This window comes from Pseudarthrobacter sp. NBSH8, assembly GCF_014217545.1.
Classification (GTDB): Bacteria; Actinomycetota; Actinomycetes; order Actinomycetales; family Micrococcaceae; genus Arthrobacter.
In genome coordinates this window covers 2,982,228-3,006,891 of the sequence record NZ_CP043178.1, presented here as the reverse complement: position 1 = coordinate 3,006,891, position 24,664 = coordinate 2,982,228, and the positions used below count along the sequence as shown (strand labels likewise).

26 protein-coding genes are annotated in these 24,664 nt (G+C 62.6%); 6 read left to right on the top strand and 20 right to left on the bottom strand.

Annotated features, from left to right (window positions below):
• Positions 1-43 precede the first annotated feature (43 nt).
• From FYJ92_RS13745 to FYJ92_RS13665, 17 genes are all read right to left on the bottom strand, one after another.
• A complete protein-coding gene (locus tag FYJ92_RS13745; RefSeq protein ID WP_185261207.1) occupies positions 44-928 on the bottom strand; it encodes a type II secretion system F family protein in 885 nt (294 codons plus the stop codon).
• 7 nt (positions 929-935) lie between these two features.
• Positions 936-1,871, bottom strand: a complete 936-nt coding sequence (locus tag FYJ92_RS13740) for a type II secretion system F family protein (RefSeq protein ID WP_185261206.1) — start codon at positions 1,869-1,871, stop codon at positions 936-938.
• Positions 1,868-3,385, bottom strand: a complete 1,518-nt coding sequence (locus FYJ92_RS13735; protein WP_185261205.1) for a CpaF family protein — start codon at positions 3,383-3,385, stop codon at positions 1,868-1,870. The genes FYJ92_RS13740 and FYJ92_RS13735 overlap by 4 nt, the downstream gene beginning before the upstream one ends.
• On the bottom strand, positions 3,385-4,581 hold the full coding sequence (locus FYJ92_RS13730) for an AAA family ATPase (protein WP_185261204.1): 1,197 nt from the start codon (positions 4,579-4,581) through the stop codon (positions 3,385-3,387). The genes FYJ92_RS13735 and FYJ92_RS13730 overlap by 1 nt, the downstream gene beginning before the upstream one ends.
• A complete protein-coding gene (locus tag FYJ92_RS13725) occupies positions 4,578-5,336 on the bottom strand; it encodes a Flp pilus assembly protein CpaB (protein ID WP_255482088.1) in 759 nt (252 codons plus the stop codon). Before FYJ92_RS13725 ends, FYJ92_RS13730 begins: the two co-directional genes overlap by 4 nt.
• 35 nt (positions 5,337-5,371) lie before the next feature.
• Positions 5,372-6,412, bottom strand: a complete 1,041-nt coding sequence (locus tag FYJ92_RS13720; protein ID WP_185261203.1) for a TadE/TadG family type IV pilus assembly protein — start codon at positions 6,410-6,412, stop codon at positions 5,372-5,374.
• The gene (locus FYJ92_RS13715; protein WP_185261202.1) at positions 6,400-6,771 is read right to left on the bottom strand and encodes a TadE/TadG family type IV pilus assembly protein; all 372 of its coding nucleotides are present in this window, start codon (positions 6,769-6,771) and stop codon (positions 6,400-6,402) included. The genes FYJ92_RS13720 and FYJ92_RS13715 overlap by 13 nt, the downstream gene beginning before the upstream one ends.
• Positions 6,772-6,906: 135 nt before the next feature.
• Positions 6,907-7,113, bottom strand: coding sequence for a Flp family type IVb pilin (locus FYJ92_RS13710; protein ID WP_185261201.1), 207 nt, complete (start codon positions 7,111-7,113; stop codon positions 6,907-6,909).
• Between the two features lie 283 nt (positions 7,114-7,396).
• The gene (locus tag FYJ92_RS13705; RefSeq protein ID WP_185261200.1) at positions 7,397-8,275 is read right to left on the bottom strand and encodes a type II secretion system F family protein; all 879 of its coding nucleotides are present in this window, start codon (positions 8,273-8,275) and stop codon (positions 7,397-7,399) included.
• A 9-nt stretch (positions 8,276-8,284) separates the two neighbouring features.
• Positions 8,285-9,049, bottom strand: coding sequence for a type II secretion system F family protein (locus tag FYJ92_RS13700; protein WP_255482086.1), 765 nt, complete (start codon positions 9,047-9,049; stop codon positions 8,285-8,287).
• 179 nt (positions 9,050-9,228) lie between these two features.
• Entirely contained in the window at positions 9,229-10,701 is a 1,473-nt protein-coding gene (locus FYJ92_RS13695; protein WP_185261198.1) for a CpaF family protein, read from the bottom strand.
• Positions 10,698-11,897: an AAA family ATPase gene (locus tag FYJ92_RS13690; protein WP_185261197.1), complete on the bottom strand. Its 1,200-nt coding sequence runs from the start codon at positions 11,895-11,897 to the stop codon at positions 10,698-10,700. Before FYJ92_RS13690 ends, FYJ92_RS13695 begins: the two co-directional genes overlap by 4 nt.
• Positions 11,897-12,673 (bottom strand): Flp pilus assembly protein CpaB, encoded by a 777-nt coding sequence (locus FYJ92_RS13685; RefSeq protein ID WP_185261196.1) that lies wholly within the window; start codon positions 12,671-12,673, stop codon positions 11,897-11,899. The genes FYJ92_RS13690 and FYJ92_RS13685 overlap by 1 nt, the downstream gene beginning before the upstream one ends.
• A 53-nt stretch (positions 12,674-12,726) precedes the next feature.
• Positions 12,727-13,767 carry a TadE/TadG family type IV pilus assembly protein gene (locus tag FYJ92_RS13680; protein WP_185261195.1) on the bottom strand — a complete coding sequence of 347 codons (1,041 nt, stop codon included), beginning with the start codon at positions 13,765-13,767 and terminating at the stop codon, positions 12,727-12,729.
• Positions 13,755-14,162: a TadE/TadG family type IV pilus assembly protein gene (locus tag FYJ92_RS13675; RefSeq protein ID WP_185261194.1), complete on the bottom strand. Its 408-nt coding sequence runs from the start codon at positions 14,160-14,162 to the stop codon at positions 13,755-13,757. Before FYJ92_RS13675 ends, FYJ92_RS13680 begins: the two co-directional genes overlap by 13 nt.
• 118 nt (positions 14,163-14,280) lie before the next feature.
• Entirely contained in the window at positions 14,281-14,472 is a 192-nt protein-coding gene (locus tag FYJ92_RS13670; RefSeq protein WP_255482085.1) for a Flp family type IVb pilin, read from the bottom strand.
• Positions 14,473-14,742: 270 nt separating this feature from the next.
• Positions 14,743-15,366, bottom strand: coding sequence for a prepilin peptidase (locus FYJ92_RS13665; protein WP_255482084.1), 624 nt, complete (start codon positions 15,364-15,366; stop codon positions 14,743-14,745).
• Between the two features lie 338 nt (positions 15,367-15,704).
• On the opposite strand from FYJ92_RS13665, the gene rplM reads away from it, so the two are divergent.
• From rplM to glmM, 3 genes are all read left to right on the top strand, one after another.
• Complete coding sequence (gene rplM, locus FYJ92_RS13660; RefSeq protein ID WP_058931751.1) at positions 15,705-16,148, top strand: 50S ribosomal protein L13; 444 nt, start codon at positions 15,705-15,707, stop codon at positions 16,146-16,148.
• Between the two features lie 38 nt (positions 16,149-16,186).
• Positions 16,187-16,693, top strand: a complete 507-nt coding sequence (gene rpsI, locus FYJ92_RS13655) for a 30S ribosomal protein S9 (RefSeq protein ID WP_056344277.1) — start codon at positions 16,187-16,189, stop codon at positions 16,691-16,693.
• 140 nt (positions 16,694-16,833) lie between these two features.
• The gene (glmM, locus tag FYJ92_RS13650; RefSeq protein WP_185261193.1) at positions 16,834-18,195 is read left to right on the top strand and encodes a phosphoglucosamine mutase; all 1,362 of its coding nucleotides are present in this window, start codon (positions 16,834-16,836) and stop codon (positions 18,193-18,195) included.
• A 78-nt stretch (positions 18,196-18,273) separates the two neighbouring features.
• Here glmM and mscL read toward each other — a convergent pair whose 3' ends face one another.
• From mscL to coaA, 3 genes are all read right to left on the bottom strand, one after another.
• On the bottom strand, positions 18,274-18,663 hold the full coding sequence (gene mscL / locus FYJ92_RS13645) for a large conductance mechanosensitive channel protein MscL (protein ID WP_185261192.1): 390 nt from the start codon (positions 18,661-18,663) through the stop codon (positions 18,274-18,276).
• A 65-nt stretch (positions 18,664-18,728) separates the two neighbouring features.
• Entirely contained in the window at positions 18,729-19,598 is an 870-nt protein-coding gene (locus tag FYJ92_RS13640) for a D-alanyl-D-alanine carboxypeptidase family protein (protein ID WP_185261191.1), read from the bottom strand.
• 5 nt (positions 19,599-19,603) lie between these two features.
• A complete protein-coding gene (gene coaA / locus FYJ92_RS13635) occupies positions 19,604-20,569 on the bottom strand; it encodes a type I pantothenate kinase (RefSeq protein ID WP_185261190.1) in 966 nt (321 codons plus the stop codon).
• Between the two features lie 88 nt (positions 20,570-20,657).
• Here coaA and glmS point away from each other — a divergent pair, with 88 nt between their 5' ends.
• From glmS to FYJ92_RS13620, 3 genes are all read left to right on the top strand, one after another.
• Positions 20,658-22,550 (top strand): glutamine--fructose-6-phosphate transaminase (isomerizing), encoded by a 1,893-nt coding sequence (gene glmS / locus FYJ92_RS13630; protein ID WP_185261189.1) that lies wholly within the window; start codon positions 20,658-20,660, stop codon positions 22,548-22,550.
• 132 nt (positions 22,551-22,682) lie between these two features.
• Positions 22,683-23,030 (top strand): holo-ACP synthase, encoded by a 348-nt coding sequence (locus FYJ92_RS13625; RefSeq protein ID WP_056344245.1) that lies wholly within the window; start codon positions 22,683-22,685, stop codon positions 23,028-23,030.
• Between the two features lie 37 nt (positions 23,031-23,067).
• Positions 23,068-24,663: an NAD(P)H-hydrate epimerase gene (locus tag FYJ92_RS13620; protein ID WP_185261188.1), complete on the top strand. Its 1,596-nt coding sequence runs from the start codon at positions 23,068-23,070 to the stop codon at positions 24,661-24,663.
• Position 24,664 lies beyond the last annotated feature (1 nt).

The window sequence follows — 24,664 nt, the reverse complement described above, 5'->3', positions numbered from 1 at the left end:
TGTGGAAACCTTGAGTCATCCCTGACTTTGCGCTTTAAAACAGTCATTGCCCGCTGAAAGTGACAACCGTGTTGATAACCGCGGGACCCAGAATGGCGATGAAGAGCACGGGAAAGATGAAGAACAGCAGTGGAAACAGGATCATCACGGGCAGTTTCATGGCCTTTTCCTCGGCACGCTGGCGGCGTTTTACCCGCATGACTTTGGCCTGGATCCGCAGGACGCGGCTGATGGCGATGCCGTAGGTGTCCGCCTGTACCACCGCTTGGACAAAGCTTCGCAGCTCCGGGATGCTGGTGCGCTCCGCAAGCGCCTGGTAGGACTCGCGGCGGCTGCGGCCCACCTGCATGTCCTGCAGAGTGCGGACCAGTTCGTCCGCCAAAGGTCCGTTGCCGTTTTCGCCGGCCCGGGCCATCGCCCCCTCGAAGCCGAGACCCGCCTCTACGGAAATCAGCATCTGGTCAAGGGTGTTGGCCAGTTCCAGCTGCATGGCCTTCTGACGCTCCAGGCCTTTGCTGTACAGCATCAGGTCCGGAATGAAATAGCCCAGGAAGAGGAGGAAAATGCCCGCGAGCTTCATCATGGGCGTATTTCCGACGGCGGTCAGGTAGATACCGAGCGACGCACCCGTCAGGCCGATGGCCAGCTTGGAACCAAGGACTTTTCCCAGGGGCATGGAGGCCGGCCGGCCGGCGAGCGAAAGCAGTTTGTCCAAGAACGCCACGTACGCAGGCGGAGTCAGCCGTCGCCCGATGGCTTCGAGCATACTGGCCCTGGGCGGAGCCACCAGTCCTGAGAGGGAGGCGCCACGGCCCAGGAGCTCGGCCGTTGCCACCCGGCCTTTCTGATCCGCGGTCAGAAGGGACCAGGCCAGTCCGGCGACGGGAATACAGACCAAGACCACGGAGACGAGAATCAGCGGGTTCATCATGTCCTCAGAACTTCAGGTCGATGATCTTGCGCATCCATAGGGCGCCAATGGTCATGAGGACAAACGAGCCGCCGATCATGGCCCAGCCCAGGGGGTGGCTGAACATTGGGTTCATGTAGTTTGGGCTGACCGAAAGCAGCATGGCCACAATTCCGAATGGCATGGCAATGAGGATGTAGGCGGAGAACTTTCCTTCCGCGGCAAGGGCCTTGATGTGCCCCTTGATCTCGCTGCGTTCGCGGATGGTCTCGTTCACCTGGTCCAGCACCTCCGCCAGGTTGCCGCCAACTTCGCGGTTGATCTGGATGGCCTGGGAAACCCAGACGAAGTCCTCGTTCTTCATCCGGAGGGCGGTGTCATTGAGGGCTGACAGGAGATCGCGGCCCAGGCTGGTCTCAGTGATCACCCGCCGCATCTCTTCCGAGGTGGGCTTTTGGGATTCCGCCGCGGCGGCGTCGATGGCGCGAAGGATGCTGTGGCCGGCGCGCAGGCCTCCCGAGAGGAGCTGAAGCGTATCGCCGAGCTGGGTATCAAACTTCGCCCGCCGCTTCCCCACCAGGTATCCAAGGACGAGATGCCCCACGAAGGGAGAGAAGATTGCGAGCAACAACCCCATCAGCGGCCCGACGGTGACAACACCCACCAGGAATCCCACACACGCTCCGGCCGCCACCAGGATGAAGAATTCGGACTGGCTCAGCCTGAGGCCGGCGTTTTCCAGCTGGGCACGCGAAAAGAGCTGGACGTTCCGGCCTCCCAGCATCCGTTCGAAGGAGGTGACTGCGGATGCTGCAAAGCGCGTCAGCGTGGTGGGCGGGTTTGATTCGAACGGACGACGGCGGTCCATCGGCACCTCGGGCGTGCCGGGGGTCAGCACCGCGATGCCGAGGAGGCTCACTGCCGCCAGCAGGACGGCGGCCCCGAGGTAGAGAGCCGTCATTTCATCACCGGGGAGAGGGAGCCGGCAAACACCGCCGGTGAGACGTGGATGCCGAGGTCTTCGAACCTGTCGATGAACCGCGGCCGGATGCCGGTGGCCACCGGTTTGCCAAGGAAACGCCCGTGGGAGTCCATCCCGGCGGAGTAGTCAAAAACGAAAGCATCCTGCAGGGTCACAATGTCCCCTTCCATGCCTTGGACCTCCGTGACGTGGGTGATGCGGCGGGACCCGTCGCGCAGCCGAGAGATCTGGACGATCAGGTTCACAGCCGATGCAATCTGTTCCCGGATGGCCCGCAGTGGAAGGTCCATGCCGGCCATCAGGACCAGGGTCTCCAGGCGGGCCACAGCGTCGCGCGGAGAGTTGGAGTGAACCGTGGAAAGAGAGCCGTCGTGGCCGGTGTTCATGGCCTGCAGCATGTCCAGTGATTCGCCGCCGCGGACCTCGCCTACCACGATGCGGTCAGGCCTCATACGCAGGGAGTTGCGCAGCAATTCGCGGATGGTCACCTCGCCCTTCCCTTCCGTGTTCGGTGGGCGGCTTTCCAGCCGGACCACGTGCTGCTGTTGGATCTGCAGCTCCACCGCATCCTCAATGGTGACGATCCGTTCGTCTGCTGGAAGGAAGGAGGACAGGACGTTGAGCAGCGTGGTCTTTCCGGTGCCGGTGCCGCCGGAGACGATGATGTTCAGCTTGGCCTTGACGCAGGCGTCCAGCAGTTCTGCCATCTCCGGGGTGAGGGTGCCGAAGTCAATGAGGTTGCGGACCGTTAGGGGTACCTTGCTGAACTTTCGGATGGTCAGGGATGACCCGCCCACGGACAGGGGAGGGATCACGGCGTTGACGCGGGAACCATCTTCCAGCCGGGCGTCCACCAGCGGCGAAGACTCATCGATCCGTCGTCCAACCTTGGAAACAATGCGCTCAATCACCTTGCGCAGGTGCTCTTCCGAGCTGAACCGGGATTCGGTGAGGGTGAGCTTGCCCTTGCGCTCCACGTAGATCTGGTCCATCCGGTTGACCATGATTTCCGTGACGGCCGGATCGTCCAGCAGCCGCTGCAGCGGCCCGTACCCCAGTACGTCGTCGGCGACGTCGCGGACCAGCCGGATCCGCTCCTCCGCGGACAGGGGAACCTGTTCCGCGTCAATGATCAGGGTGAGCTCTTCCTTCGCGGTGCTGCGAAGCTCCTGCTCGGTCACCGACGCGTCGTTGAACCGTGCGCCCATCCGTTCAAAGAGGGCGCTCGCGGCACGGAGCTTCATGGCGGCAAATACATCCACCGGTTGCGCCTTGGGTGCCGGGGGAGCCAGGTCCGGTGAACCGGCATGCGAAAGTACGACGGCGGGAGGTTGGGCTCCTGCGGACTCCTCAAGGTGCGCCTCACGCGCCGTGGGCCGGGGCGCCTTGGTACGCGCCGCCGTCGTACCGGCAACGGCAGGGCGCAGGGCGACCGCCGGATGGAGCGACTGGTTCCTGTCCTGGACGGTTTGGATCCGTTCGGAGAGTTTCACTAGATGACCACCCTTCGGTGGAGCTTGCGTTGGGCCTGGGTCCGCCAGACGGGGTTAAAGCGTTCAACCAGCTGTTTAAGGCTCTTGACGGCCGGGTCCTTTTTCGATTCCTGGAGAACAGGGATGCCCCGGTTGGTGGACAGTGCCACGGCGCGGGAACGGGGAATGCTGATATCCACGGGTGCACCGATGGTGGACTCCACGTCCTGGACTGTCAGGCCCGACTTGGCATCGGCCATGTTCAGGACTACGTGACGTGACTCGGGCATGATCTCCAGCTGGCGGAGGACTTCCAGGCCGGACCTGAGGCCACGGAGGCTGGGGATGTCCATGGCGCTGACCCACACCACATCGGTGCACTGCTCCAGCGCTGCGATCCCGATCTCGGGCAGGCCGGGCGCGGTGTCCAATACCACGTACTGGAATTCGCGTGCCAGTTGCTCCAGAAGGTGGGTGACCTGTTCGGGCGTGATGTGGTCCGCATCCACTGGGGTCGGCGGCGCGCACAGGGCATAAATGCCAGCGGGGTGGACGGTCAGGAATGCTTTGAGGACCAGGGAGTCCTGGGCCGCGGCAGGGCTGACGGCGTCGGTGACGGTGTGCTCGGGATTGAGGTACAGGCCGGATGCGACGTCGCCGAACTGGAGGTCCAGATCCACGATGACCACGCTCATGGGGGCGATCTGGCCCAGCCCGATGGCGATGTTGGTGGCAAGGGTGGTCTTGCCGACGCCGCCTTTGGGGGAAAATACGCCGACGACCAGTCCCTTACCGCCGTTTTCGGGTGGTGGTGCGTCGAAGGACCGGTTCCGGGTGGCGAAGGACTGGCAGGCGCGTTCCAGGAGGACGCGGATTTCGGCGGCATCGGCGTGGGGGCTCAGGATGTCCCTGATCCCCGCCCGGATGGCGTGCAGGAGGACGGCGGGATCGGCGTCGCTGACAAGCACAATGCTGAGGCCGGGCAATTGGACATCGAAGACCTTGGCGAAACGCAGCGCCTCGTCGGGGGAGACGTCCGGGCCGATGATGAGGACTTCCGGCTGTTCCTGGTTGAGGAGGGCGAACAGCTCCTGCGGTCCGGCGGGAAGGATGTCGGAGGCGATGGTCTGGACCGAGCCACGGAGTCCGTGCGCTACAGCCTGGCGGAGCTTGTGGTCAAAGTCGGAGTTCGGGGAGAGGAGCACGAAGCGGCTCACTTGTACACCACTTCCTTGCGCTCGATGCGGGGGCCGTTGTCCTGGGCATCGAGGGGTTCTTTGGTCAGCCAGAGGCGACCGAACTCGGAGGCGAACACGATCTTGCCGGCGTCGACGTCGTTGACCGCGACGGTCAGCATCAGCGAGCCCTCCGGAAGGGTGGTGTCCTGGGGGCTGGGGTGACCGTCGGCCGGCTTTTCGGCGGGTGTGGTCTGCGGTGCGCGCTGGACGGCGGTGACGAGGACCTTGCGGAGGGTGAGCTGGGTGGTCGCGTCTTCGGGTTTGGCTTTGAACGCTCCGTTGTCGAATGAGAGGAAGAAGCCGACGTGGTCGCCGACGTCGATCCGTCCGCCCACCACCCTCTTAGGCTCCACTTCGAAGGAGACCTCCTGGAAGCCGGCCGGTATTTCCACAGTGCCCTCGGCCTTGACCGTTTCAGGGGCGACGAGGCGTTCGGCGAGGAGCTGCTCTCCGGGGATGAGGTCCACAGCGCTGACCGTGCCAGCGGAGTTCTCAAGGGTACTGAGCGCGCTCCCGGCCACGCCGGTACCCGGCACCTTCTCAATGGTCAACGATGCCGCCATCTGGTCCACAGGAGTGCCTGCCGGTATGGCCTTCTTGACTACCAAGACGGTGACTGGATTCATTGCCGCCACCGCTCGCTGGTCGGCGCCCTGCGCGTAGAAGATGATGAGAAGGGCGCCCACAATCGCCAAAGCAATCGCAGCCGTTCCTGCCAGCATGCGAGATTTCACTATGTACTCCTGGATTGGGAATGGGCGCGAGGGAACTAGAGGGTCATGCGGACGATGGTGGCCCCGTATTCGTCCACGGGACCCAGCGAGTAGCCGTCGGCGAGGGAGACGTATTTGACGAAGCTGCCGATGATCCCGCGGCAATCGCCTTTGCACTCGGTGGCTTTGGTCACGCCGGTGGTTGCTGAGATGCCGCTGCGGAATTCGTAGGGAAGGGCAGCGTTTCCGCTGAACTTCCAGCCGGTTACTTTGAAGGCAGCGAAAGATATCAGGCCGTAGACGGCACCTGCGCCGGTGCCCGTGACTTTGTTGAAGATGGGAAGCAGGACGATGATCTCCCGTCCGGCGGTGATTTCGCTGGCCCAGCGGTTGAGCTCCGTCGCGCAGTTGGTGGGCGCGTTGTTGCCGGTATCGCTACCGCCCTGGCTGAGGGCAAGATCAATGCTGCCCCCGCACTTTCCGGCGTCAGGGGCCAGCCAACCGAAGCCGCCGGGAACGGCCGCACCGGAAGGCCCGTAATTGCAGCCGGGGTTGCTGTTTTTGCCGTGTTCCTGGAGGAGCTGGAGTGCCCCGCCCACTCTGTCCTTGACCTGGCAAATGGAGAAGGCCAAAGGAAAAGCCGTCCGTCCCGCTTTGGGGCTGCCCCACACGGCCGACGCCTTGGCTCCAACTTCCTTGGTCGGGAACCCCAGGATGTCCGCGAAGAAGAGGGACACCGAGTTGTCTGTTCCGCCCTTCTCTTTGGCAGACGTTTGGACGGCCACTTTTCTCGCGGTCTTGTCCAGGTCAATGGAGTAGACCTTGCTCAGACCGTCCAGTGCGTTCTGGTTCGCGAGGCTGCCGGCGAGCGTGGACGTCGTCGAGCACAACTCGCTGCTCGCGTCCCGGGCGCACTTTTGGGCAGTGGCTATGGCCGCGGCGTCCGCCCCGTTCTGCAGTTGGGCGCGCTCGGAGTAGATCACTCCGACGTCAACGGCGATCGCCACGGAGCCAAGGAGAACCACCATCAGGAGCGCCACGATGACCGTAACGGCGCCGCGTTCCCTGGTTTGGGTGCCTCCGGTCAGCCGCCGCACAGCATGACTCCTTTTCCGGTCATGGGGAACGGGCCGGCTATGCCAGTGATGGTGGAGAGGGTGTATTTGATGGTGAGCGTCACCTGGTTGCCGGTGCTGCACGTGGAGGTGCTGAGCGTGACGTCTGACGTGGGTATCGCCGTGCTGACGGAAGCCGCGGCGTTCTTGGCCGCAGTCTTGGCGCCGGCGGGGTCGTTGGCGATGGCCATAACCCTGACACCGTCGCGCGCGGCGTTGGTGAGGGTGATCTGGGCGTTGTAGGCGCGCCCGAATTCGATGGTTCCCAGCACCAGCAGCAAGAGAAGGGGTAGCAGGATCGCGAACTCGACGGCGGCCGCACCGCGTTCGTTGTTCTGCATTCGCAATACGTCCTCTGTCGCTGGTTCGGGCCTCATTATGGACGGGAGGCACGTTGTGCGGTGCAGGTACGCCTCCTGCACCGCACAACCTGCGGAATGGAATGGATAGACAAGACCCAGATCTGGGACTACTACTTAGGGGGCGGCGGGGGCGAGCTGGGTGTTGATCGACTCGAAGAAGCCGTTAAGAGTGCCGCCCAAGGTGCTGACAGCGATGATAATGACAACTGCGATGAGGCCAACCATGATGCCGTATTCGACGGCGGTGGCACCCTTTTCGCTGCTGAGGCGGCTCTTAAGGTTGAAGCCGAGGGTGTGAATGGTAGCGATGAGAGAAAGCATGTCGTACTCCTGAGCGAGTTCGGATGGCTGGCCCTGCACCAGCTCTAAAACGAAGCTAGCAATCGTTGAAACCAACTTGACCGGATCTTGGAGTATCCTGCGCTAACGCTGCCGCAGCTGCGAATTTCCTGTGCTTTCCCTTCGGGTCTACTGCGCTTAACCCCGAAGGGGCTGTCTGGGCACACAAACGGACCCCCTCGGTTCTGGGTTCCGAGGGGGTCCGGCATTTGGGGCGCCGATTGGCGCGCTTACTGTTCTGCCACAGCTCTAGGTCGCAGCACGCCTACGAGAGGGCCTCGATAATGTTGATCGCTGCAGGCCCGAGCAGGACGATGAACAGCACGGGGAAAATAAAGAAAATTAGCGGAAAGAGTACCTTTACTGGAAGCTTCATGGCCTTTTCTTCTGCTCGCTGGCGACGCTTCACCCGAGCGTCCTTTGCTTGGGTCCGGAGGACCTTCGCGATACCGATTCCGTACTTATCAGCCTGTATTACAGCCCGCACAAACCCTCGCAAGTCCGGGACCGAAGATCGATCCGCCAAAGCTTCGTAGGCTTCCTGTCTCGGCCGGCCCACCTGTATGTCCTGTAGCGTGCGCATTAGTTCTTGGGCTAATGGACCATCGCCGGAGGACCCTGCCCGGGCCATAGCGGATTCAAACCCCAGCCCCGCCTCCACGGAAATCAGCATCTGGTCCAGCGTGTTGGGCAATTCAAGTTCTATGGCCTCCTGCCGCTTTATGCCTTTGTTGTATACCAGCAGATCGGGCAGGAAGTACGACAACGAGGTAATAAAAACAGCGAGGGCTATATTCGTGGATGTGAACGAGTTCGCCAGGAGCAGGATTCCTGCCACCGCGCCGGCAAATGCCAGTAGTGGTTTGGCAACGATCAGCTTTGCCAGCGGCATGGAGGTTGGGCGCCCGGCCATCGACAGCCAGCGATCGAGTTTCGCTTCGTAGCTTCCAGGGGTAAGCCGTTTGGAGATTCCGAGGAGAACTGGTGGACGTTGAGCGGAGCTGGCGGCGCCCAGGTTGAATCCGCGGGCGAGGTTGCTCTGAACCGCCAAGGCCCCTCCGCGGTCGAGGGTCACCAGGGACCACGCGAAGTATGTGAGGGGGAGAACTACTGTAGCGATGATTATCCAAGCGAGTGTAGTCATGGCGGGTCCTCAGAACTTGATCTTGATAATTCGGCTCATCCAAAAACCACCAATGGCGAACATCAGGATACTGACGACCATCATCACGTGACCAATGGGTTTTTCTATGAATACATTCAAGTAGCCGGGATTGATCATGCTGACGAACATCGCGACACCGACAGGTAGAGCCATCAGGATGTAGGCCGACATTTTGCCTTCAGCGCTCAGGGATCTCACATGGCCCTTGATTTCGCTGCGCTCGCGGATTGTACCCGCCACCTGTTCCAACACCTCCGCGAGGTCACCGCCAACTTCTCTGTTGATCTGGATAGCCTGGCCGATCCACCTGAAATCTTCGCTGTCCATCCGATTCGCAGCATCCTCGATGGCCTCCCGGGCGTCCTTGCCGATCCGGGTTTCGTTGACAATTCTGTTGAGTTCCTCGGAGGTGGGTGCGTCGGATTCGTGAGCGGCGGCCTCAATGGTGCGCATCACGCTGTGGCCCACGCGGAGTCCGCCGATGAGCACTTGAATGGTGCCCGATAGTTGGGCGTCGAACTGGCCACGTCGCTTGTCCCGGCGGAATGCCAAGACCATACGTGCTCCCACCGGGGTGGCAAGCGCCAGCATCGTTCCGATAAGCGGGCTGCTAAGCAGCCCGCCAAGCAACCCGATCAAAAAGGCGGCAGTGGCCACCAAGACCGAGAATTCGGCCGGGGTCAGCTTTACGCCCGCGTTGTAGAGCAGGTCCTGGTTATAGGGACCCCCGGATTTGCCGAGGAATCCGCCCATCAATTTTGTCGCCGACTCCGAGGCCCGGCCTAGCGCAGTTCTATCCGGACCGCCATGGGGTCGACGGCGTTCCACGGGAATTGGAGTGAAGCGAGGCTTAAGGACAACAAGGACAAGGACAAGGAGGGCACCGAAGCATAACGCGACTGCCGCGACAAAAAGAGCCGGTGAGTCCACTGCTACCCCCTCCCCACTGAAATCGGCGTACCGAAGATAGCAGGGGGAATAGCTATGCCAAGGTCCGCGAACCTGTCCAGAAACCGCGGCCGAATACCCGTGGGGATCGGCTTGCCGAGGAATCTTCCGTGCTGATCAACGCCTGCTGAGTAGTCGAAGAGGAATGCATCCTGCAGTGTGACAATGTCACCCTCCATTCCTTGCACCTCTGTAACGTGCGTAACCCGCCGGCTACCGTCCCTCAGCCTGGTGACTTGGATAATGAGGTCCACGGCCGAGGAGACCTGCTCACGGATAGCACGCAGCGGAAGGTCCATCCCGGCCATGAGCACAAGCGTCTCAAGCCGGGCGATGGCATCCCGTGGCGAGTTCGCGTGGACGGTGGACAGTGATCCGTCGTGACCAGTGTTCATTGCCTGCAACATGTCCAGGGACTCGCCGCCGCGTACTTCCCCCACAATGATCCGGTCAGGCCGCATACGTAGCGAATTCCGGACGAGCTCCCGGATGCCCACGGCGCCTTTCCCTTCAATGTTGGGAGGGCGGCTTTCTAACCGGACTACATGCTCTTGCTGAAGCTGAAGCTCCACCGCGTCCTCTATGGTGACAATGCGGTCATCCTCGGGGATGAACGACGAGAGCACGTTCAGGAGGGTAGTTTTACCCGTGCCGGTTCCGCCGGAGACTATGACGTTAAGCCGGGCCCGAACACAGGCGCTCAGCAGTTCAGCCATTTCGGGGGTCAGCGAGCCCCAGTCAATGAGATTTTTTACTGTCAGCGGAACCTTGCTGAACTTCCTGATCGTCAGTGATGGGCCATTTACAGCCAAGGGCGGAATGATGGCATTCACGCGCGAACCGTCTTCGAGCCGGGCGTCCACCAGCGGCGACGATTCATCAATGCGTCGGCCTACTTTGGAAACGATCCGTTCGATAACCTTGCGCAGGTGGTCGTCGGAACTGAACTGCGATCCCGTTAGTGACAAACGGCCGTTACGTTCTATGTAGATCTGATCAAACTTGTTGACCATGATCTCAGTGACCGAAGGGTCTTCGAGCAGCCGCTGGAGTGGGCCGAATCCCATGACCTCGTCTGCGATTTCCCGGATGAGCCTGCGCCGTTCCTCGGGGGACAGCGGTACCTGCTCCTCGTCGATGACCGCCGAAAGTTCGTCAACCGCTATAGCGCGCAGTTCTTCCTCCGAAGAGGTTGTGTCTCCGAAGCGTGTTCCCAGCCGCTGGAACAGGGCCAGGGCGGCTCGTTGCTTGAGCCCGGCGAGGGCGTCGGTGGGTGTGGCAACGGGAATGCCCCCAAGGGAGAGCGGAGCCAGCGGCGGGCTTGCCGAAGCGTAACCGGAGGCTTCCGGCGGGGAAGGTGGAATGGCTGGCTCGGGTACAGCCTGTAAGCCGTGGCTTGTGTCAATTGCGGGGGTGGAAGTGCTCTGTGACTTGGCGAGCCGATCTGAAAGTTTCATGACACAACCACCCTTCGGTGCAATTTATTGCGAGAGGAAGCTACCCACTCTGGGTCGAACCGGTCCACTAGTTTTTTCAGCCCCTTCGAAGCCGCATCCCTGGTGGATGCTTGGAGGACGGGTACGCCCCGGTTGGTGGAGAAGGGCAGGGTCCTTGACCGTGGAATTATTGCGTCCACGGGGACTCCTATGGTGGCCTCTACGTCCTGGACCGACAGTCCGCTTTTACGGTCCGCGAAATTAAGGATTGTATGACGGCCCTGCGGCAGTAATTGCAGCTCCCTCAGAACCCCGAAGCACTTGTGCAACCCGCGCACGCTCGGAACGTCCATGCCGCACACCCACACCCCATCGGTAGCCCGCTCCAACGTTGCCAGCACGTGCTCGCCCAGGCCCGGCGCGGTGTCCACAATGACGTATTTGAATTCGCTTGCCAACTGGTCAAGGAGCCGGCTCACATGCTCCCCTGTAATGTAATCCGATTCCGCGGGGGTCCTTGGGGCGCAGAGAGCATAGATTCCCGCGGGGTGCACGGTCAAGAACGCTTTGAGGACCATCGAGTCCTGCGAGGCTGTTCCGTGAACGGCGTCCGTGATCGAATGCTCGGGTTCGAGCAACAATCCTGATGCAACATCGCCAAACTGCAGGTCAAGATCAACGATCACCACGCTCATCGGCGCCACTTTGCCCAAACCGATCGCCAGGTTCGTTGCAACGGTGGTCTTACCTACACCTCCTTTGGGCGACATGACGGCTATTACGCGGCCCCGCTCTTGACCAGGATCCGTGGGCAGTGCCATCCCTCGGCGGCGGCTGGCGTATGCCAAGCAGGCACGCTCCAAAAGAACACGAAGCTCGTTTGTCTCAATTTCAGGGGTGACCACATCGCGGATCCCGGAATGCATCGCACGAAGAACGAGCTCGGGTGTTGGCTCTGCGACAAGGAGCAGACTGATCTCGGGGAATTGCAGATCAAACACTGTTGCCAGCTTGAGTGCATCTTCCGCGTTGACTCCAGGACCGAGGATCAGCACTTCTGGCGCTGCGCCGGTGAGCTGTCCCAAGACATCATCGGGCCCCCCGAACAAAACCTCCGGGGACAGGGTTTGCAGCTCGCCATGTAGCGCGGTGGATACTGCTTGGCGCACCCGGGATTCGAAGTCGCGGACCCCGGTGATAGCAACAAACCGGCTCATCAGTACAGCCCACCAAAGGTAGTGACCGGAGGCTGCGATTTGGTGCTCGTGGCGGTCTGCTTGGCGAGCCACAGTGTTCCGAATTCAGCGCCAAAGACCATTTTCGCGGCGTCTGCATCGCTCCTTGCCACGGTGACAAAAGCGGAGCCGTTAGGCATGGCAACCGCGGAATCGGCGGAGGAGCCATTAGAGCCCGAGTTGGCTGTTTCCGGGGCGGCCTTTTGGACAGCTGTCACCAGAACGTCGTGGAAGAGCAGACCAGTGGATTGCTTCCAACCTTTGACCTCCGCCGGCACGTTGGCGTCAGCCGGAATTCCATCCTCAGTCTTGAAAGAGCCGTAAACAGTTACGACATCTCCGGCTTCGAGCCTGCCGCCCAGGATTCGTTCCGGGGCCAGCAGGAAAGTTACTTCCTCCAGCCCATCCGGCACCGGCACAGTCCCGGGAACCAGTTCCTTGGGATCCAACAGTTTGGCGGCCAGCAACTGTTCGTCGGGCTCCAAGCTGGCGGATGTGACTTTGCCGGCGTGGCCGTCGAGGCTCTCCAGGGCGGCAGCCGGTACGGCTGACTGTGGCAGGGACTCCAGCTTCAGCTTGCTGGCCAGATCCTCCACTTTCGTGCCGGCGGGAATGTGTTCCTTCGCGACGAGTACTTTCACAGGGTTCAGCCCTTGGGCTGCCCTGCTATCGGCTGCCTGGACGTAAACGGCCAGCAGTATGGTCCCGGTGATTGCTAGCAATAGTGCGGCAATGCCTCCCAGCAGGCGAGATTTCACTTTCTTGCTCCTTCCAAAGTTGTGTACATCGGTTCGGCGGATAAGGCCAGTGTCTACTCAGTGAGTGAAACTACGGAGCCTCCGTAGTTGGGCGTCCCGCTCGTTGTGGTCAGCCCTTCCTGGAGGGAGACAAAGCGGGTGAAGTAGCCCTGGATGCCGCGGCAGTTGCCGTTACAGGCTGGGGCGAGTGGGTCGAGGCTTTGGACGGCTCCGCCGAATTTATAACCGGTAACCTGGAACGCTAGGAAGCCCTTGAGCGTATAAGTTGTCTTCTGACCGTTCTGAACGGCAGATGTGTAGACAGGGATGAGGACCGGTGAGTCTTTTATGGTGGCCGGCATATCGCGGCAAGCTGCGGGTAGGTCGTTGCCCGGATTGCTGCCGACTTCGGCGTTTGCAACATTGACATCCGTGGAGCACCCTGTGTCCGTATCCAGCCAACCAAATCCACCAGGCATGTAGCCGTTTTGTGAGGCGCAGCCGGGGTACGCTGGGGCATTCGTGTCGTAGCGGAGCAGAATGTGTGTGGGTGTAGGACTTCCCGTGAAGGTTCCGGTCGAATTGAATTCATTGAGTTGGGTAGCGCTGAGGTATTTCTTGAAAACACACTCGCTGAATGTCCAGGGCAGGGTGGTAGCTGCAGAAGGCGCCCCCCATTTGGCTTGGGCAGTCGCGCCAATCTGGGTGGTGTTGAACCCCATTACGCGGGCGAAGAACAGGGAAAATCCGTCCGCGGTTGCGCCGGCTGCCCTGGCCTTGGTTACGACTCGAACGGTGGTGGCGCTGGGAAATGTTACGGTGGCTCCGCTCGCGCCGTCGTTGGCGTTGCTGTTGGCAAACAGCTGCCCTGTCGCAGTGCTGTTGCCACAAGCGCCCTTGGCGCATTGGTTCGCCACAGCCAGGGCGGCGGAATCCGCGCCGTTTTGCAGCTGGGCTTTCTCCGCGTACATGGCACCCACATCGACGGCCAACGCAGAGAAGCCCAGGAGGACCACCAAAAGAATGGCCACGATAACGCTCGCGGCGCCCCGCTGGGAATTTTCAGCCTTCACTACATGCTCGTTTTGAGCCCGAACCTGATCTAACCGCCGCATCTCATGACTCCTTTTCCGGTGAGGGTCATGGGAAACATCCCAGGAGACCCAAAAAAGCCGGCGTCCAGAAAGCCGGAGAGTGAAGGCAGCGACACCTTGGTCGTGACTGTGACGTTGGCGCCACTAGTACAGCTGCCAGCATTGTGGGTAACCCCGACGGGCAGACCCGAGAGTGACGGCGCTGCAGCGAGCGTCGCTGCTCTTACATCCAAGTTCGAGTCCTTGTAATGAATGGCTGCGTATCGCGCGCCTTCACGTGCTGCCTGCGTCATGGAGATTTGGACATTGAGAACCCGGCCGAACTCGATGGTTCCCATAACTATGAGAAGCAGTAGCGGCAAAATCATAGCCATTTCCACGGCTACCGCACCGCGTTCTTTCTGTTTCGGTTTCACAACCGTCTCCCCGGGCCCGATGCCACTAAATAGAGTTCTGAGCTCCCTTTGGCTTCAAAAGGAGTTGGCCGACCCTGGAGCCAAAGAGCTAGCAGAGCCGGCCAACGAGGCTTTTGGTTTACAGCTGGCCGGTGATGCCGGCGAACATATCGCGAATGGCGATGCCGAGCGGACCGACGGCTGCGAGGACGATGACCGCGATTAGAGCCACCATGATGCCGTACTCAACCATCGTCGCGCCCTTTTCGGAAGCGAGGCGATCCTTGATGCCGGCGATGAAAGCAGTCATTGAGACCATGAGAGAAGTCATTTTATTTTCCTTAGATTCGGTGAAATTTGATGTGAATTGATTTCAACGAATTTCCAGCTGCCCCATACTTCTTAGCGCTTGCTGGACTTCGCTAAGACGAGATTGGCATTCGGACGTTCAGCGCAACAATGCGTAGTAGTACTCGACTTTTTTCCTGGTATTTTCAGCGCGTACTCGGAACCGTACGCGACTACTCAGACGTTTGGAGGCGCTGCTACTTGGATTGCTGCTCTGGGCAGCCTGGCCTTGCGGTCGTGTCCGATTCCAGGACTAGGAAAACAAAAGCCCGATACCCACGGCGGCGCCGATCATTGACGGCCCATGAGCCACCTCTGCTGTACGTTCTTTGCGCTTTCGCGCTACCACTACAACAGTGACAATGCCATTGAGAACGAACCCCAGCAGTCCGCCATAAAGGAGTTGGCTCCAGCCTAGGTACCCCAAGTAGAGGCCTACGGGTGCGGCGAGCTTAACGTCGCCCATTCCCAGGCCTGCTGGTGAAATTAACGCCAGAGCCAGGTAAATGACGAAAAGAATTGCGGTCCCGGACAGTGCGCGAGCGAGGCTGGACCAGGGTCCCCCGCTCAAGGCGGCCCCTAGAAGTAAGAAAAGGCATCCTGTTAGCAGCAAAAGAACCAGCGGATCCGGCAGCAAGTGCAGCGAGATGTCAATTCGAGCCAGTTGCACACCCAAAATGACGAAAAGTACAAAGGCCGGCAGTGCGGGGTCGGCGCCGAAACGGAGTGCGAAGGCTCCGCTGAGGGCTCCGGTGATCGCCGCCGTCGTGATCCTTGCTCCCCAACCGGGCATCGGGCCGACACGGGGGAGCATCTCAGCGATGAGCAGCTCAGCCAACGGTGAGGCGATGAGTCCTATCAGGCCGATGACGGCCACAAGAAGTGGTTCTGCTAAGCCAGGGTCGCCCCAAGTAGTCACTGCATCCCCTGTTATGTCGGGCCGGCGGAATTACTCATGGGTGTCCGGCTACCCCATTTTGACCCTGAGGCCAGGTTCAAGCTAACATTGGTAGTCGTTGTGCGTGTCCTTTCTCGATGATGCGTGCCCGCTTGAGAATCCGGTTGCAGGATGACTACTCAACGAGCACATTCGGGACCTCAGGATTACTGGTTACATAGAGCCCTCACCTCTGTTCCGGTAGCGCATAGATAGTAGGTGCACACGCTTGAGTGACACCTAAACAAGAACGCCAGAACAAGAACGAGGCAAAAACCGTGCGTACGTACACCCCGAAGCCCGGCGATATCAACCGCCAGTGGCACGTCATTGACGCCACAGACGTTGTCCTTGGTCGTCTTGCGAGCCAGACCGCAATCCTGCTGCGCGGCAAGCACAAGGCCACCTTTGCGTCCCACATGGACATGGGCGACTTCGTCATCATCATCAACGCTGAGAAGGTTGCCCTGACCGGCGCCAAGCTGGAGCAGAAGCGCGCATACCGCCACTCCGGCTACCCGGGCGGCCTGACCTCCGTCAACTACGCGGAACTCCTGGAATCCAACCCGGTCCGCGCCGTTGAGAAGGCCATCAAGGGCATGCTCCCTAAGAACTCCCTCGCTGCACAGCAGCTGGGCAAACTGAAGGTGTACCGCGGTGCAGAGCACCCGCACGCCGCCCAGCAGCCCAAGACGTTCGAAATTTCCCAGGTCGCCCAGTAGTCCTGGCCACCAAACAACTTATCTATACAAGGAGAATCGTGGCTCAGAACGAAGAGACCACCGAGGCCGTTGTGGCTGAGGAAAACCCGACCAGCTACACCTCGGAGAGCGGTCCTGCAGAAGCAGAAGCGCCCAAGAAGGAGCGCCCGGCACTGACCGTCGCCGGCGCCGCAGTTGGCCGCCGCAAGGAAGCTGTTGCCCGCGTGCGCATCGTCCCCGGCACCGGCAAGTGGACCATCAACGGCCGCGCGCTGGATAACTACTTCCCGAACAAGCTGCACCAGCAGGACGTCAACGAGCCCTTCAAGATCCTCGATCTTGATGGCGCGTACGACGTCATTGCCCGCATCCACGGTGGTGGCATCTCCGGCCAGGCCGGCGCCCTGCGCCTCGGCATCGCCCGTTCATTGAACGAGATCGACACCGAGAACAACCGCGCCACCCTGAAGAAGGCCGGTTACCTGCGTCGTGACGCACGCGTCATCGAGCGTAAGAAGGCCGGTCTCAAGAAGGCCCGTAAGGCTCAGCAGTACTCCAAGCGCTAAACCCGCTTACGCAGAAGCCCGTCCCACTGTTGGTGGGGCGGGCTTTTGCCCTTAATGTTGTGCTCCCGCAAAGCAAAGACGGCGTCACCCTGACCAGCCGGTTCAAAGCCCCGCGTGTCCATCCTCTAGACTTGTCCACGATGTCTAGATTATTTGGAACAGATGGTGTCCGGGGCCTGGCTAACGGCCTGTTGACTGCCGAGCTGGCGATGAACCTGGCCCAGGCGGCCGCCGTCGTGCTTGGTCATGACCGCAATACCAACGGCACCCGGCCCCGCGCCGTGGTGGCGCGCGACCCCCGCGCCAGCGGGGAATTCATCGCCGCCGCCGTGGAGGCAGGGCTCTCCAGCTCCGGTATTGACGTCTACGACGCCGGTGTCCTTCCCACTCCCGCTGCGGCGTACCTGGTGGCAGACCTCGACGCCGACTTCGGTGTCATGATCTCGGCTTCCCACAATCCTGCTCCGGACAACGGGATCAAGTTCTTCGCCCGCGGTGGCCGGAAGCTCCCCGACGATGTCGAGAACGCCATCGAGGAACAGATGAGCAGGGCGCCCCAACGGCCCGTCGGCAGTGATGTCGGCAGGATCCAGCGCTTCTCCGACGCCGAGGACCGCTACATCGTGCACCTCCTGGGCACCCTCCCGCACCGCCTGGACGGGCTGAAGGTAGTGCTGGACTGCGCCCACGGCGCCGCCAGCGGCTGCTCACCCCAGGTCTTCAAGGACGCCGGCGCCGACGTCATCGTGATCGGCGCCGAGCCGGACGGCCACAACATCAACGACGGCGTGGGCTCCACCCATCTCGGTCCGCTCAAAGCCGCCGTGCTGAAGCACGGAGCCGACCTCGGCATCGCCCACGACGGCGACGCCGACCGCTGCCTCGCCGTCGACCACGAAGGCACCGAAGTGGACGGTGACCAGATCATGGCGATCCTGGCCGTCGCTCTCAAAGCCTCGGGCAAGCTCACCGACGACGTCCTGGTGGCTACCGTCATGAGCAACCTCGGCCTCAAGATTGCCCTCCGCGAGGCAGGCATCAGCATCCGCGAAACGGCAGTGGGGGACCGCTACGTTCTGGAGGGTATGCGCGACGGCGGCTTCAACCTCGGCGGGGAGCAGTCCGGCCACGTGATCTTCGCTGACTACGCCACCACAGGCGACGGCGTCCTCACCGGGCTTCAGATTGCCGCGCAGATCGCCCTGACGGGCAAGCCGCTCAAGGAGTTGGCCACCGTGATGACCAAGCTCCCGCAGGTACTTATCAACGTCAAGGGCGTGGACCGCAGCCGCGTGCACAGCTCCGAGGTGCTCGCAGCGGCCGTGGCCCAGGCCGAAGCTGAACTGGGCGACACCGGACGCGTCCTGCTCCGTCCGTCTGGAACTGAGCCTGTAGTGCGCGTCATGGTGGAAGCTGCCGATGAAGCGACGGCTGAGGCCATCGCCGAGCGTCTCGTCCACGTGGTCCGCACAGAACTCGCGCTCGAGCTGGTCACCGACTGACCGCTGAGCAACTGATCCAAGACAACAAAGTGTGGCCCGCCTCCCTCAGGAAGCGGGCCACAGATGGTTGCCGTGAAGTTAGGGGGTTCGGCTTTGCAGCGAGTCCCGGATTTCGGTCAGAAGCGCGATCTGCGGATCTTCCGCAGCCTCTTCCTTGACAGCTTTGTTGATTCCCAGCTTGCGGTTACGGAGCTCGATCATGTGGTTCATGGGAAGTACCACCACGAAGTAGATGGAGGCGGCCACCAGCACGAAAGAAATGATGGAGGAGATGACGGACCCATACATGAATCCCTCCCACTGCATCTCTTCAACGCCCTTGGCACTGAACAGACGTCCGATCAGGGGCGTCAGCAGGCCCTGGACGATAGAGGTCACGACGGAGCTGAATGCGGCACCCATCACAACGGCTACGGCAAGGTCAACAACATTGCCCTTCATAATGAAATTCTTGAATCCTGTCAGCATGAGTACCAAGCTAGCGCATCGCCGTTAACAGGGGATGACGCCCCTGCAACACACCAGCACGGTGGTCAGGCGTACGCCGGCGCCGCATCCACCCCGAAGTACTCCTCCGCAGTGCTGATGCCCCGGGCCGCCATGTCCGTGGCGGCCTCCACGCCGAGGTACCGCAGGTGCCACGGCTCGTAGTAGTAGCCGGTGATCGGGTGGAACATCCACGGGTACCGCACCACAAAACCGAAGCGGTGGCCGTTCGCCTTCGCCCACACCGCCGCGGGCTGGTCCGCGAAGCACGGCTGGAAGCCGCATGCCCCGCCGCCGTCGCCGATGTCAAAGGACCAGCCGCTCTGGTGCTCCGAGTAGCCGGGCCTTGCGCTGGCGGTGTCGGCATCGGCCTGGCCTCGGGTGGCCACATAGCCGTTGTACGTGGCCACCTGGGTGCCGTACGAACGGTAACCGCTCGCCAGCGTTATGCTCACGCCGTCGTGCGCGGCGGCGGCGAACATCGCTTCCGCGGCAACCGCCGTTGTGCTGTTCAGCAGAGCAGCCTCCCCGGAAACAGCCAGCCGGACGTTGGGGTGGACGAGATCCGCCGGAACGTAGTCCGCCGGCGACAGCGGACGGTGTTTGTTGACCACGAGCCACGGACTGGCCGGGTCCGTCAGCGAGAACTGACGGGGGAGAGTTGCCGACGGCGGCACGGGAGCCTGCGGCGGCGGCTCAACTGCCGCCGTCGTGCTTTCCACCGAAGGGGCCGCGACCGGGGATGGGACCTGGGAGGTCACCGCCGGGGCAGCGGAGGACGACGACGGCGGCACCCCGGCCGGTGCCTCCGGCGTGCAGGCTGCCAGGACGGTCAGCCCCGCTCCGGCGGCGAGGAAGCGGGTAAAGGAGCGGCGGCTGGCCCCCGAGGGGCCTCCGGCCACGCAGTCGTGGCACATGTGGGTTAAACCTTCCGCAGGAGCATGCGGCGGATGGAATGGTCCGCGTCCTTGGTCAGAACCAGCTGGGCCCGGCCGCGCGTGGGGAGGACGTTTTCCTCCAGATTGGGCTCGTTGATGCGTTTCCAGATGTCCCGGGCGGTGCGCTCGGCTTCCTCGTCGGACAGCGTCGCATACCTGTGGAAATAGGACTCCGGCTGCGCGAATGCGGTGCTCTGGAGTTTCCGGAACCGCTCCACGTACCACTCCTCGATGAAGGAGGTCTTGGCATCCACATAGATGGAGAAATCGAAGAAATCGCTCAGCGCCAGCCCCTGCTTGCCGTCGTGGCGCGGGCGGGCCGGGGCCAGCACGTTCAGGCCCTCCACAATCAGCACGTCCGGGCGGCGGACCACCACTTCCTTCTCCGGCACGATGTCGTAGGTAACGTGGGAGTACCAGGGTGCCCGGACCTCCTCCGCGCCGCCCTTGATCTCGCTCACAAAACGCAGCAGCGCGCGGCGGTCGTAAGACTCCGGGAAGCCCTTGCGTTCCAGCAGCTGGCGCCGTTTGAGCTCGGCCAGGGGATAAAGAAAACCATCCGTGGTGATCAGCTCGACGTTGGGAGTGCCGGGCCAGCGCCGCAGCATCTCCCGGAGCACGCGGGCGATGGTGGATTTGCCCACGGCCACCGAGCCGGCCACGCCGATGACAAAGGGAGTCCGCTGGGTCTGCTCACCCAGGAAGGTGGTGGTGGCCGAATGAAGCTGGCCCGCGGCCTCCACATACAGGTGCAGGAGCCGGGAAAGGGGCAGGTAGACCTCGCGGATCTCCTTCATGTCCAGGGGATCGCCGAGGCCACGCAGGCGGACAATGTCCTCTTCGTTAAGGGGCTGCTCCATCTGGGCGGCGAGCCGGGACCAGGTCTGACGGTCCAGCTCAACGAATGGGGAGGCACCCTCTCCATTCGCTTCGTTGCGTTGCAAAGTCACTTTAGAGATTCTGCCCCGCGCGGGCCTGAGAGCGAAATGGAGGACCCTGAGTTTAGAACTCAACCCGGCTGCCGATAAGCTGGAGTCCATGTGTGGAATCGTTGGATATGTGGGCCATTCTGCTGGCCGTGGGATTGCCGGTCACAGTGCGTTGGATGTAGTCCTTGAGGGATTGCGCCGTCTCGAGTACCGGGGGTACGACTCCGCGGGGGTGGCGGTGGTCTCTGCGGGGTCTATTCAGTCCCGGAAGAAGTCCGGCAAGCTGAGCAACCTTCTTGCTGAGCTGGAGGAGCGTCCGTTGCCGGAGACCTTCACCGGTATCGGCCACACGCGCTGGGCCACGCACGGCGGTCCCACGGACCAGAACGCGCACCCGCACCTGGCCGACGGCGGCAAGCTGGCCTTGATCCACAACGGCATCATCGAAAACTTCGCCGAGCTGAAGCTCGAACTCGTGGGCAAGGGCTATGTTTTCGAGTCCGAGACGGACACTGAAGTCGCTGCCGTGCTGCTGGGCGATATCTTCCGCACCAAACTTAACGGCGACGTTTCCGACGGCGGCCTGACCACGGCGATGCAGCTCGCCTGCCAGCGCCTCGAGGGTGCGTTCACCCTCCTCGCGGTTCACGCTGACCAGCCGGACGTTGTGGTCGCTGCCCGCCGTAACTCACCTTTGGTGGTTGGCCTGGGCGAGGGCGAGAACTTCCTGGGTTCGGATGTTTCCGGGTTCATTGACTACACCCGCCGTGCGGTGGAGCTGGGCCAGGACCAGATTGTCACCATCACCGCCGACACGGTGGAGATCACGGACTTCTTCGGTGCCCCGGCCGAGGGCAAGGAATACCACGTTGACTGGGACCCCGAATCCGCGGAAAAGGGCGGGTTCCCGTCCTTCATGGAGAAGGAAATCCATGACCAGCCCAACGCCGTCCTGCAGACGCTGCTGGGCCGCTCGGACCTTAACGGCAGACTGACCCTGGATGAGCTGAGGATCGACCCGGAGCTGCTCAAGAACGTCGACAAGATCATTGTGCTGGCCTGCGGCACGTCCGCGTACGCCGGGCAGGTGGCCAAGTACGCCATCGAGCGCTGGTGCCGGATCGCCACCGAGGTGGAACTCTCCCACGAATTCCGGTACCGGGACCCGATCGTGGACGCGAACACCCTGATCGTTTCGATCTCCCAGTCCGGGGAGACCATGGACACCCTGATGGCCGTCCGGTACGCCAAGGAACAGGGCGCCAAGACCGTCTCCATCTGCAACACCAACGGCTCCACCATCCCGCGGGAATCCGACGCCGTGCTTTACACGCACGCCGGCCCGGAAATCGCCGTTGCCTCCACCAAGGCGTTCCTGGCGCAGATCACCGCCGCGTACCTGTTGGGCCTGTACCTGGCGCAGCTGCGCGGGAACAAGTTCCAGGGCGAGATCAAGGACATCCTGGCGGACCTGAACAAGATCCCCGCGAAGATCCAGAGGATCCTGGACAACGAGGCGCAGATCAAGGAACTCGGCGTGTCCATGAAGGATGCGAAGTCGGTGCTGTTCCTGGGCCGCCACGTTGGCTTCCCGGTGGCCATGGAAGGTGCGCTGAAGCTCAAGGAGCTCGCCTACATCCACGCCGAAGGGTTCGCCGCCGGTGAGCTCAAACACGGCCCCATCGCGCTGATCGAGGAAGGCCAGCCCGTCTTTGTGGTGGTCCCGTCCCCGCGCGGCCGCGACTCGCTGCACGCCAAGGTGGTCTCGAACATCCAGGAAGTCCGGGCCCGCGGCGCCAAGACCATCGTGATCGCCGAAGAGGGCGACGAGGCCGTGAAGGCCTACGCCGAGCACGTCTTCTACATCCCGGCGACCGACACGCTGCTGGCCCCGCTGCTCAGCACGGTCCCGCTGCAGATCTTCGCCCTGGCCCTCGCCTCGGCCAAGGGCTACGACGTGGACCAGCCCCGCAACCTCGCCAAGAGCGTCACCGTAGAGTAACCGCAGCCTGACCGGCCCTGCGCTGGTTAGTCACCAACAACACAAGCCCCGAGCCTTTGGCCCGGGGCTTGTGTTGTCTCCCGCGGAAGGCGCTGTACGGTGCAGTGACGAGCGTCCCCGTAGAATAGCGCCATGATTGTTGGCATTGGCGTAGACGTTGTAGACATCGAGCGGTTCGGCCGCCAGCTTGAGCGCACCCCCGGGCTCCGGGACCGGCTGTTCGTGCCCGCTGAACGTGAACTGAACACCCGCTCGCTGGCCGCGCGGTTCGCCGCCAAGGAAGCCGTGGCCAAGGTGCTCGGCGCGCCTGCAGGCATGAACTGGCAGGACTGCTGGATCGGGCTGGACCAGCATGGACCCACCATCCAGGTTAAAGGCACCGTCCTCGCAGTGGCCGAGTCCAAGGGCGTCAAGCGGTGGCACGTCTCCATGAGCCACGACGGCGGGATCGCCACCGCCACGGTACTGGCCGAAGGCTGAGCCACCTCCTGCTCAACCCGCCAACGGACCTGATGCCATGATCAGCGCTTATACCGGAACCCAAATCAGGGCGGCCGAACAGCCGTTCCTGTCTGCAGGGGTGGGTGCTGTTCTGATGCAACGCGCCTCCTACGGGCTCGCCAACGCGGCGGTCCACGAGCTGAAGTCACGTGGCCGGCGGCTTTACGGCGCCAGCGTGGCCGTCCTGGCGGGCAAGGGCAACAACGGGGGAGACGGCCTCTTTGCCGCCTCGTTCCTGGCTGCCAGGGGAATGCGAACGACGGCGGTGCTCGCCGCCGGAACCGCCCACACCGAGGCGCTGGCTGCCTTTGAGCGCGCCGGCGGCCGGGTGTACCTCCTCACCGAACTCAACGCCAACGAGCTTGCGGCACAGGTGGCGAGTGCCGACGTTGTGATTGACGCAATTCTGGGAACGGGCGCCAACGGGGGTCTACGCGGGGCGGCCGCTGACCTGGTCAGGGGTCTTGCGGAACTGCGGCTCTCGTCCGGGGAGCCGGGGATCGTGGTGGCCTGCGATGTTCCCAGCGGCGTGGATGCCGATACCGGGGAAGCCCATGCGCCGGTGCTGTCCGCGGAGGTGACCGTAACATTCGGCGCAGCCAAGGTGGGGCTGCTGGCCGACCCTGGCGCCGATCACGCCGGCCGCGTCCACGTGGTGCCCATCGGAATCGAAGAAGACCTGCCATGGCCGGCACTGCGCAGGTTTGAGCTGGCGGACCTGGCCCGGCTCCTGCCGCAGCCCGGGAGGCGCTCGCACAAGTATTCCCGCGGCGTCCTGGGCGTCGTGGCAGGATCCGCCGATTATCCGGGCGCCGCCGTGCTGGCCTGCCGCGGTGCGCTGGCAGCGGGCGCTGGCATGGTCCGCTACCTGGGCCCGCCCGAGGTGGCCAACCTGGTGCGTCAGTCCTGCCCGGAAGTGGTGTGCAGTACGGGCTCCGTGGCGGACACCCGCGTCCAGGCGTGGCTCGTGGGTTCGGGCATGGGGCCCGGCGACACCGAACAGCTCCAGCGCGCCCGCGACGCCGTGGAATCCGGCCTGCCCGTCATCGCCGACGCCGGGGCGCTGCCTGCCCTGCCCGCGGTCCTGGGGCCGCAGGTGGTGCTCACGCCGCACGCCGGCGAGCTTGCCGCCTTGCTGGCGCGGCTGGGCGAACCCGCCGACCGCCCAGAGGTGGAGGCAGGAACGCTGGCGGCCGCGCGCAAGGCCGCCGGGCTGACGGGCGCCACGGTCCTCCTGAAAGGCGCCACCACGCTGGTGGCGGCCCCAGACGGAGCCGTGTTCAGCCAGGCCGACGGCGTCCCGTGGCTGGCCACGGCCGGCAGCGGCGACGTCCTGGCCGGCATCATTGGTGCGCTGCTGGCGCAGTCAGGGACCGACGTCGGGCGGTTCCAAAAACTGGACATTCCAGGCCCGGCGCGTTGGGCTGCGCTGGCCGCACTAGGCGCCGCAATGCACGGCAAGGCCGGCAGATCGGCGTCGGACGCCTGCGAGGGCGGGCCTATCACCGCCGGCAGTGTCGCCGATGCCTTACCCTACACCTGGGGTAAAGTCAGTAGGCTTAGTAACTCTGGGCCCCATTCACGTAATAGTCACAGCCTGCCGCTACGGTAGG

Coding starts and splice junctions, on each gene's coding strand:
- FYJ92_RS13745 (WP_185261207.1), bottom strand. CDS start 928: ATGAACCCGCTGATTCTCGTCTCCGTGGTCTTGGTCTGTATTCCCGTC.
- FYJ92_RS13740 (WP_185261206.1), bottom strand. CDS start 1,871: ATGACGGCTCTCTACCTCGGGGCCGCCGTCCTGCTGGCGGCAGTGAGC.
- FYJ92_RS13715 (WP_185261202.1), bottom strand. CDS start 6,771: ATGCAGAACAACGAACGCGGTGCGGCCGCCGTCGAGTTCGCGATCCTG.
- FYJ92_RS13710 (WP_185261201.1), bottom strand. CDS start 7,113: ATGCTTTCTCTCATCGCTACCATTCACACCCTCGGCTTCAACCTTAAG.
- FYJ92_RS13705 (WP_185261200.1), bottom strand. CDS start 8,275: ATGACTACACTCGCTTGGATAATCATCGCTACAGTAGTTCTCCCCCTC.
- FYJ92_RS13700 (WP_255482086.1), bottom strand. CDS start 9,049: ATGGGCGGATTCCTCGGCAAATCCGGGGGTCCCTATAACCAGGACCTG.
- FYJ92_RS13695 (WP_185261198.1), bottom strand. CDS start 10,701: ATGAAACTTTCAGATCGGCTCGCCAAGTCACAGAGCACTTCCACCCCC.
- FYJ92_RS13690 (WP_185261197.1), bottom strand. CDS start 11,897: ATGAGCCGGTTTGTTGCTATCACCGGGGTCCGCGACTTCGAATCCCGG.
- FYJ92_RS13680 (WP_185261195.1), bottom strand. CDS start 13,767: ATGCGGCGGTTAGATCAGGTTCGGGCTCAAAACGAGCATGTAGTGAAG.
- FYJ92_RS13670 (WP_255482085.1), bottom strand. CDS start 14,472: ATGACTTCTCTCATGGTCTCAATGACTGCTTTCATCGCCGGCATCAAG.
- glmM (WP_185261193.1), top strand. CDS start 16,834: ATGTCTAGATTATTTGGAACAGATGGTGTCCGGGGCCTGGCTAACGGC.
- mscL (WP_185261192.1), bottom strand. CDS start 18,663: ATGCTGACAGGATTCAAGAATTTCATTATGAAGGGCAATGTTGTTGAC.
- FYJ92_RS13640 (WP_185261191.1), bottom strand. CDS start 19,598: ATGTGCCACGACTGCGTGGCCGGAGGCCCCTCGGGGGCCAGCCGCCGC.
- glmS (WP_185261189.1), top strand. CDS start 20,658: ATGTGTGGAATCGTTGGATATGTGGGCCATTCTGCTGGCCGTGGGATT.
- FYJ92_RS13625 (WP_056344245.1), top strand. CDS start 22,683: ATGATTGTTGGCATTGGCGTAGACGTTGTAGACATCGAGCGGTTCGGC.
- FYJ92_RS13620 (WP_185261188.1), top strand. CDS start 23,068: ATGATCAGCGCTTATACCGGAACCCAAATCAGGGCGGCCGAACAGCCG.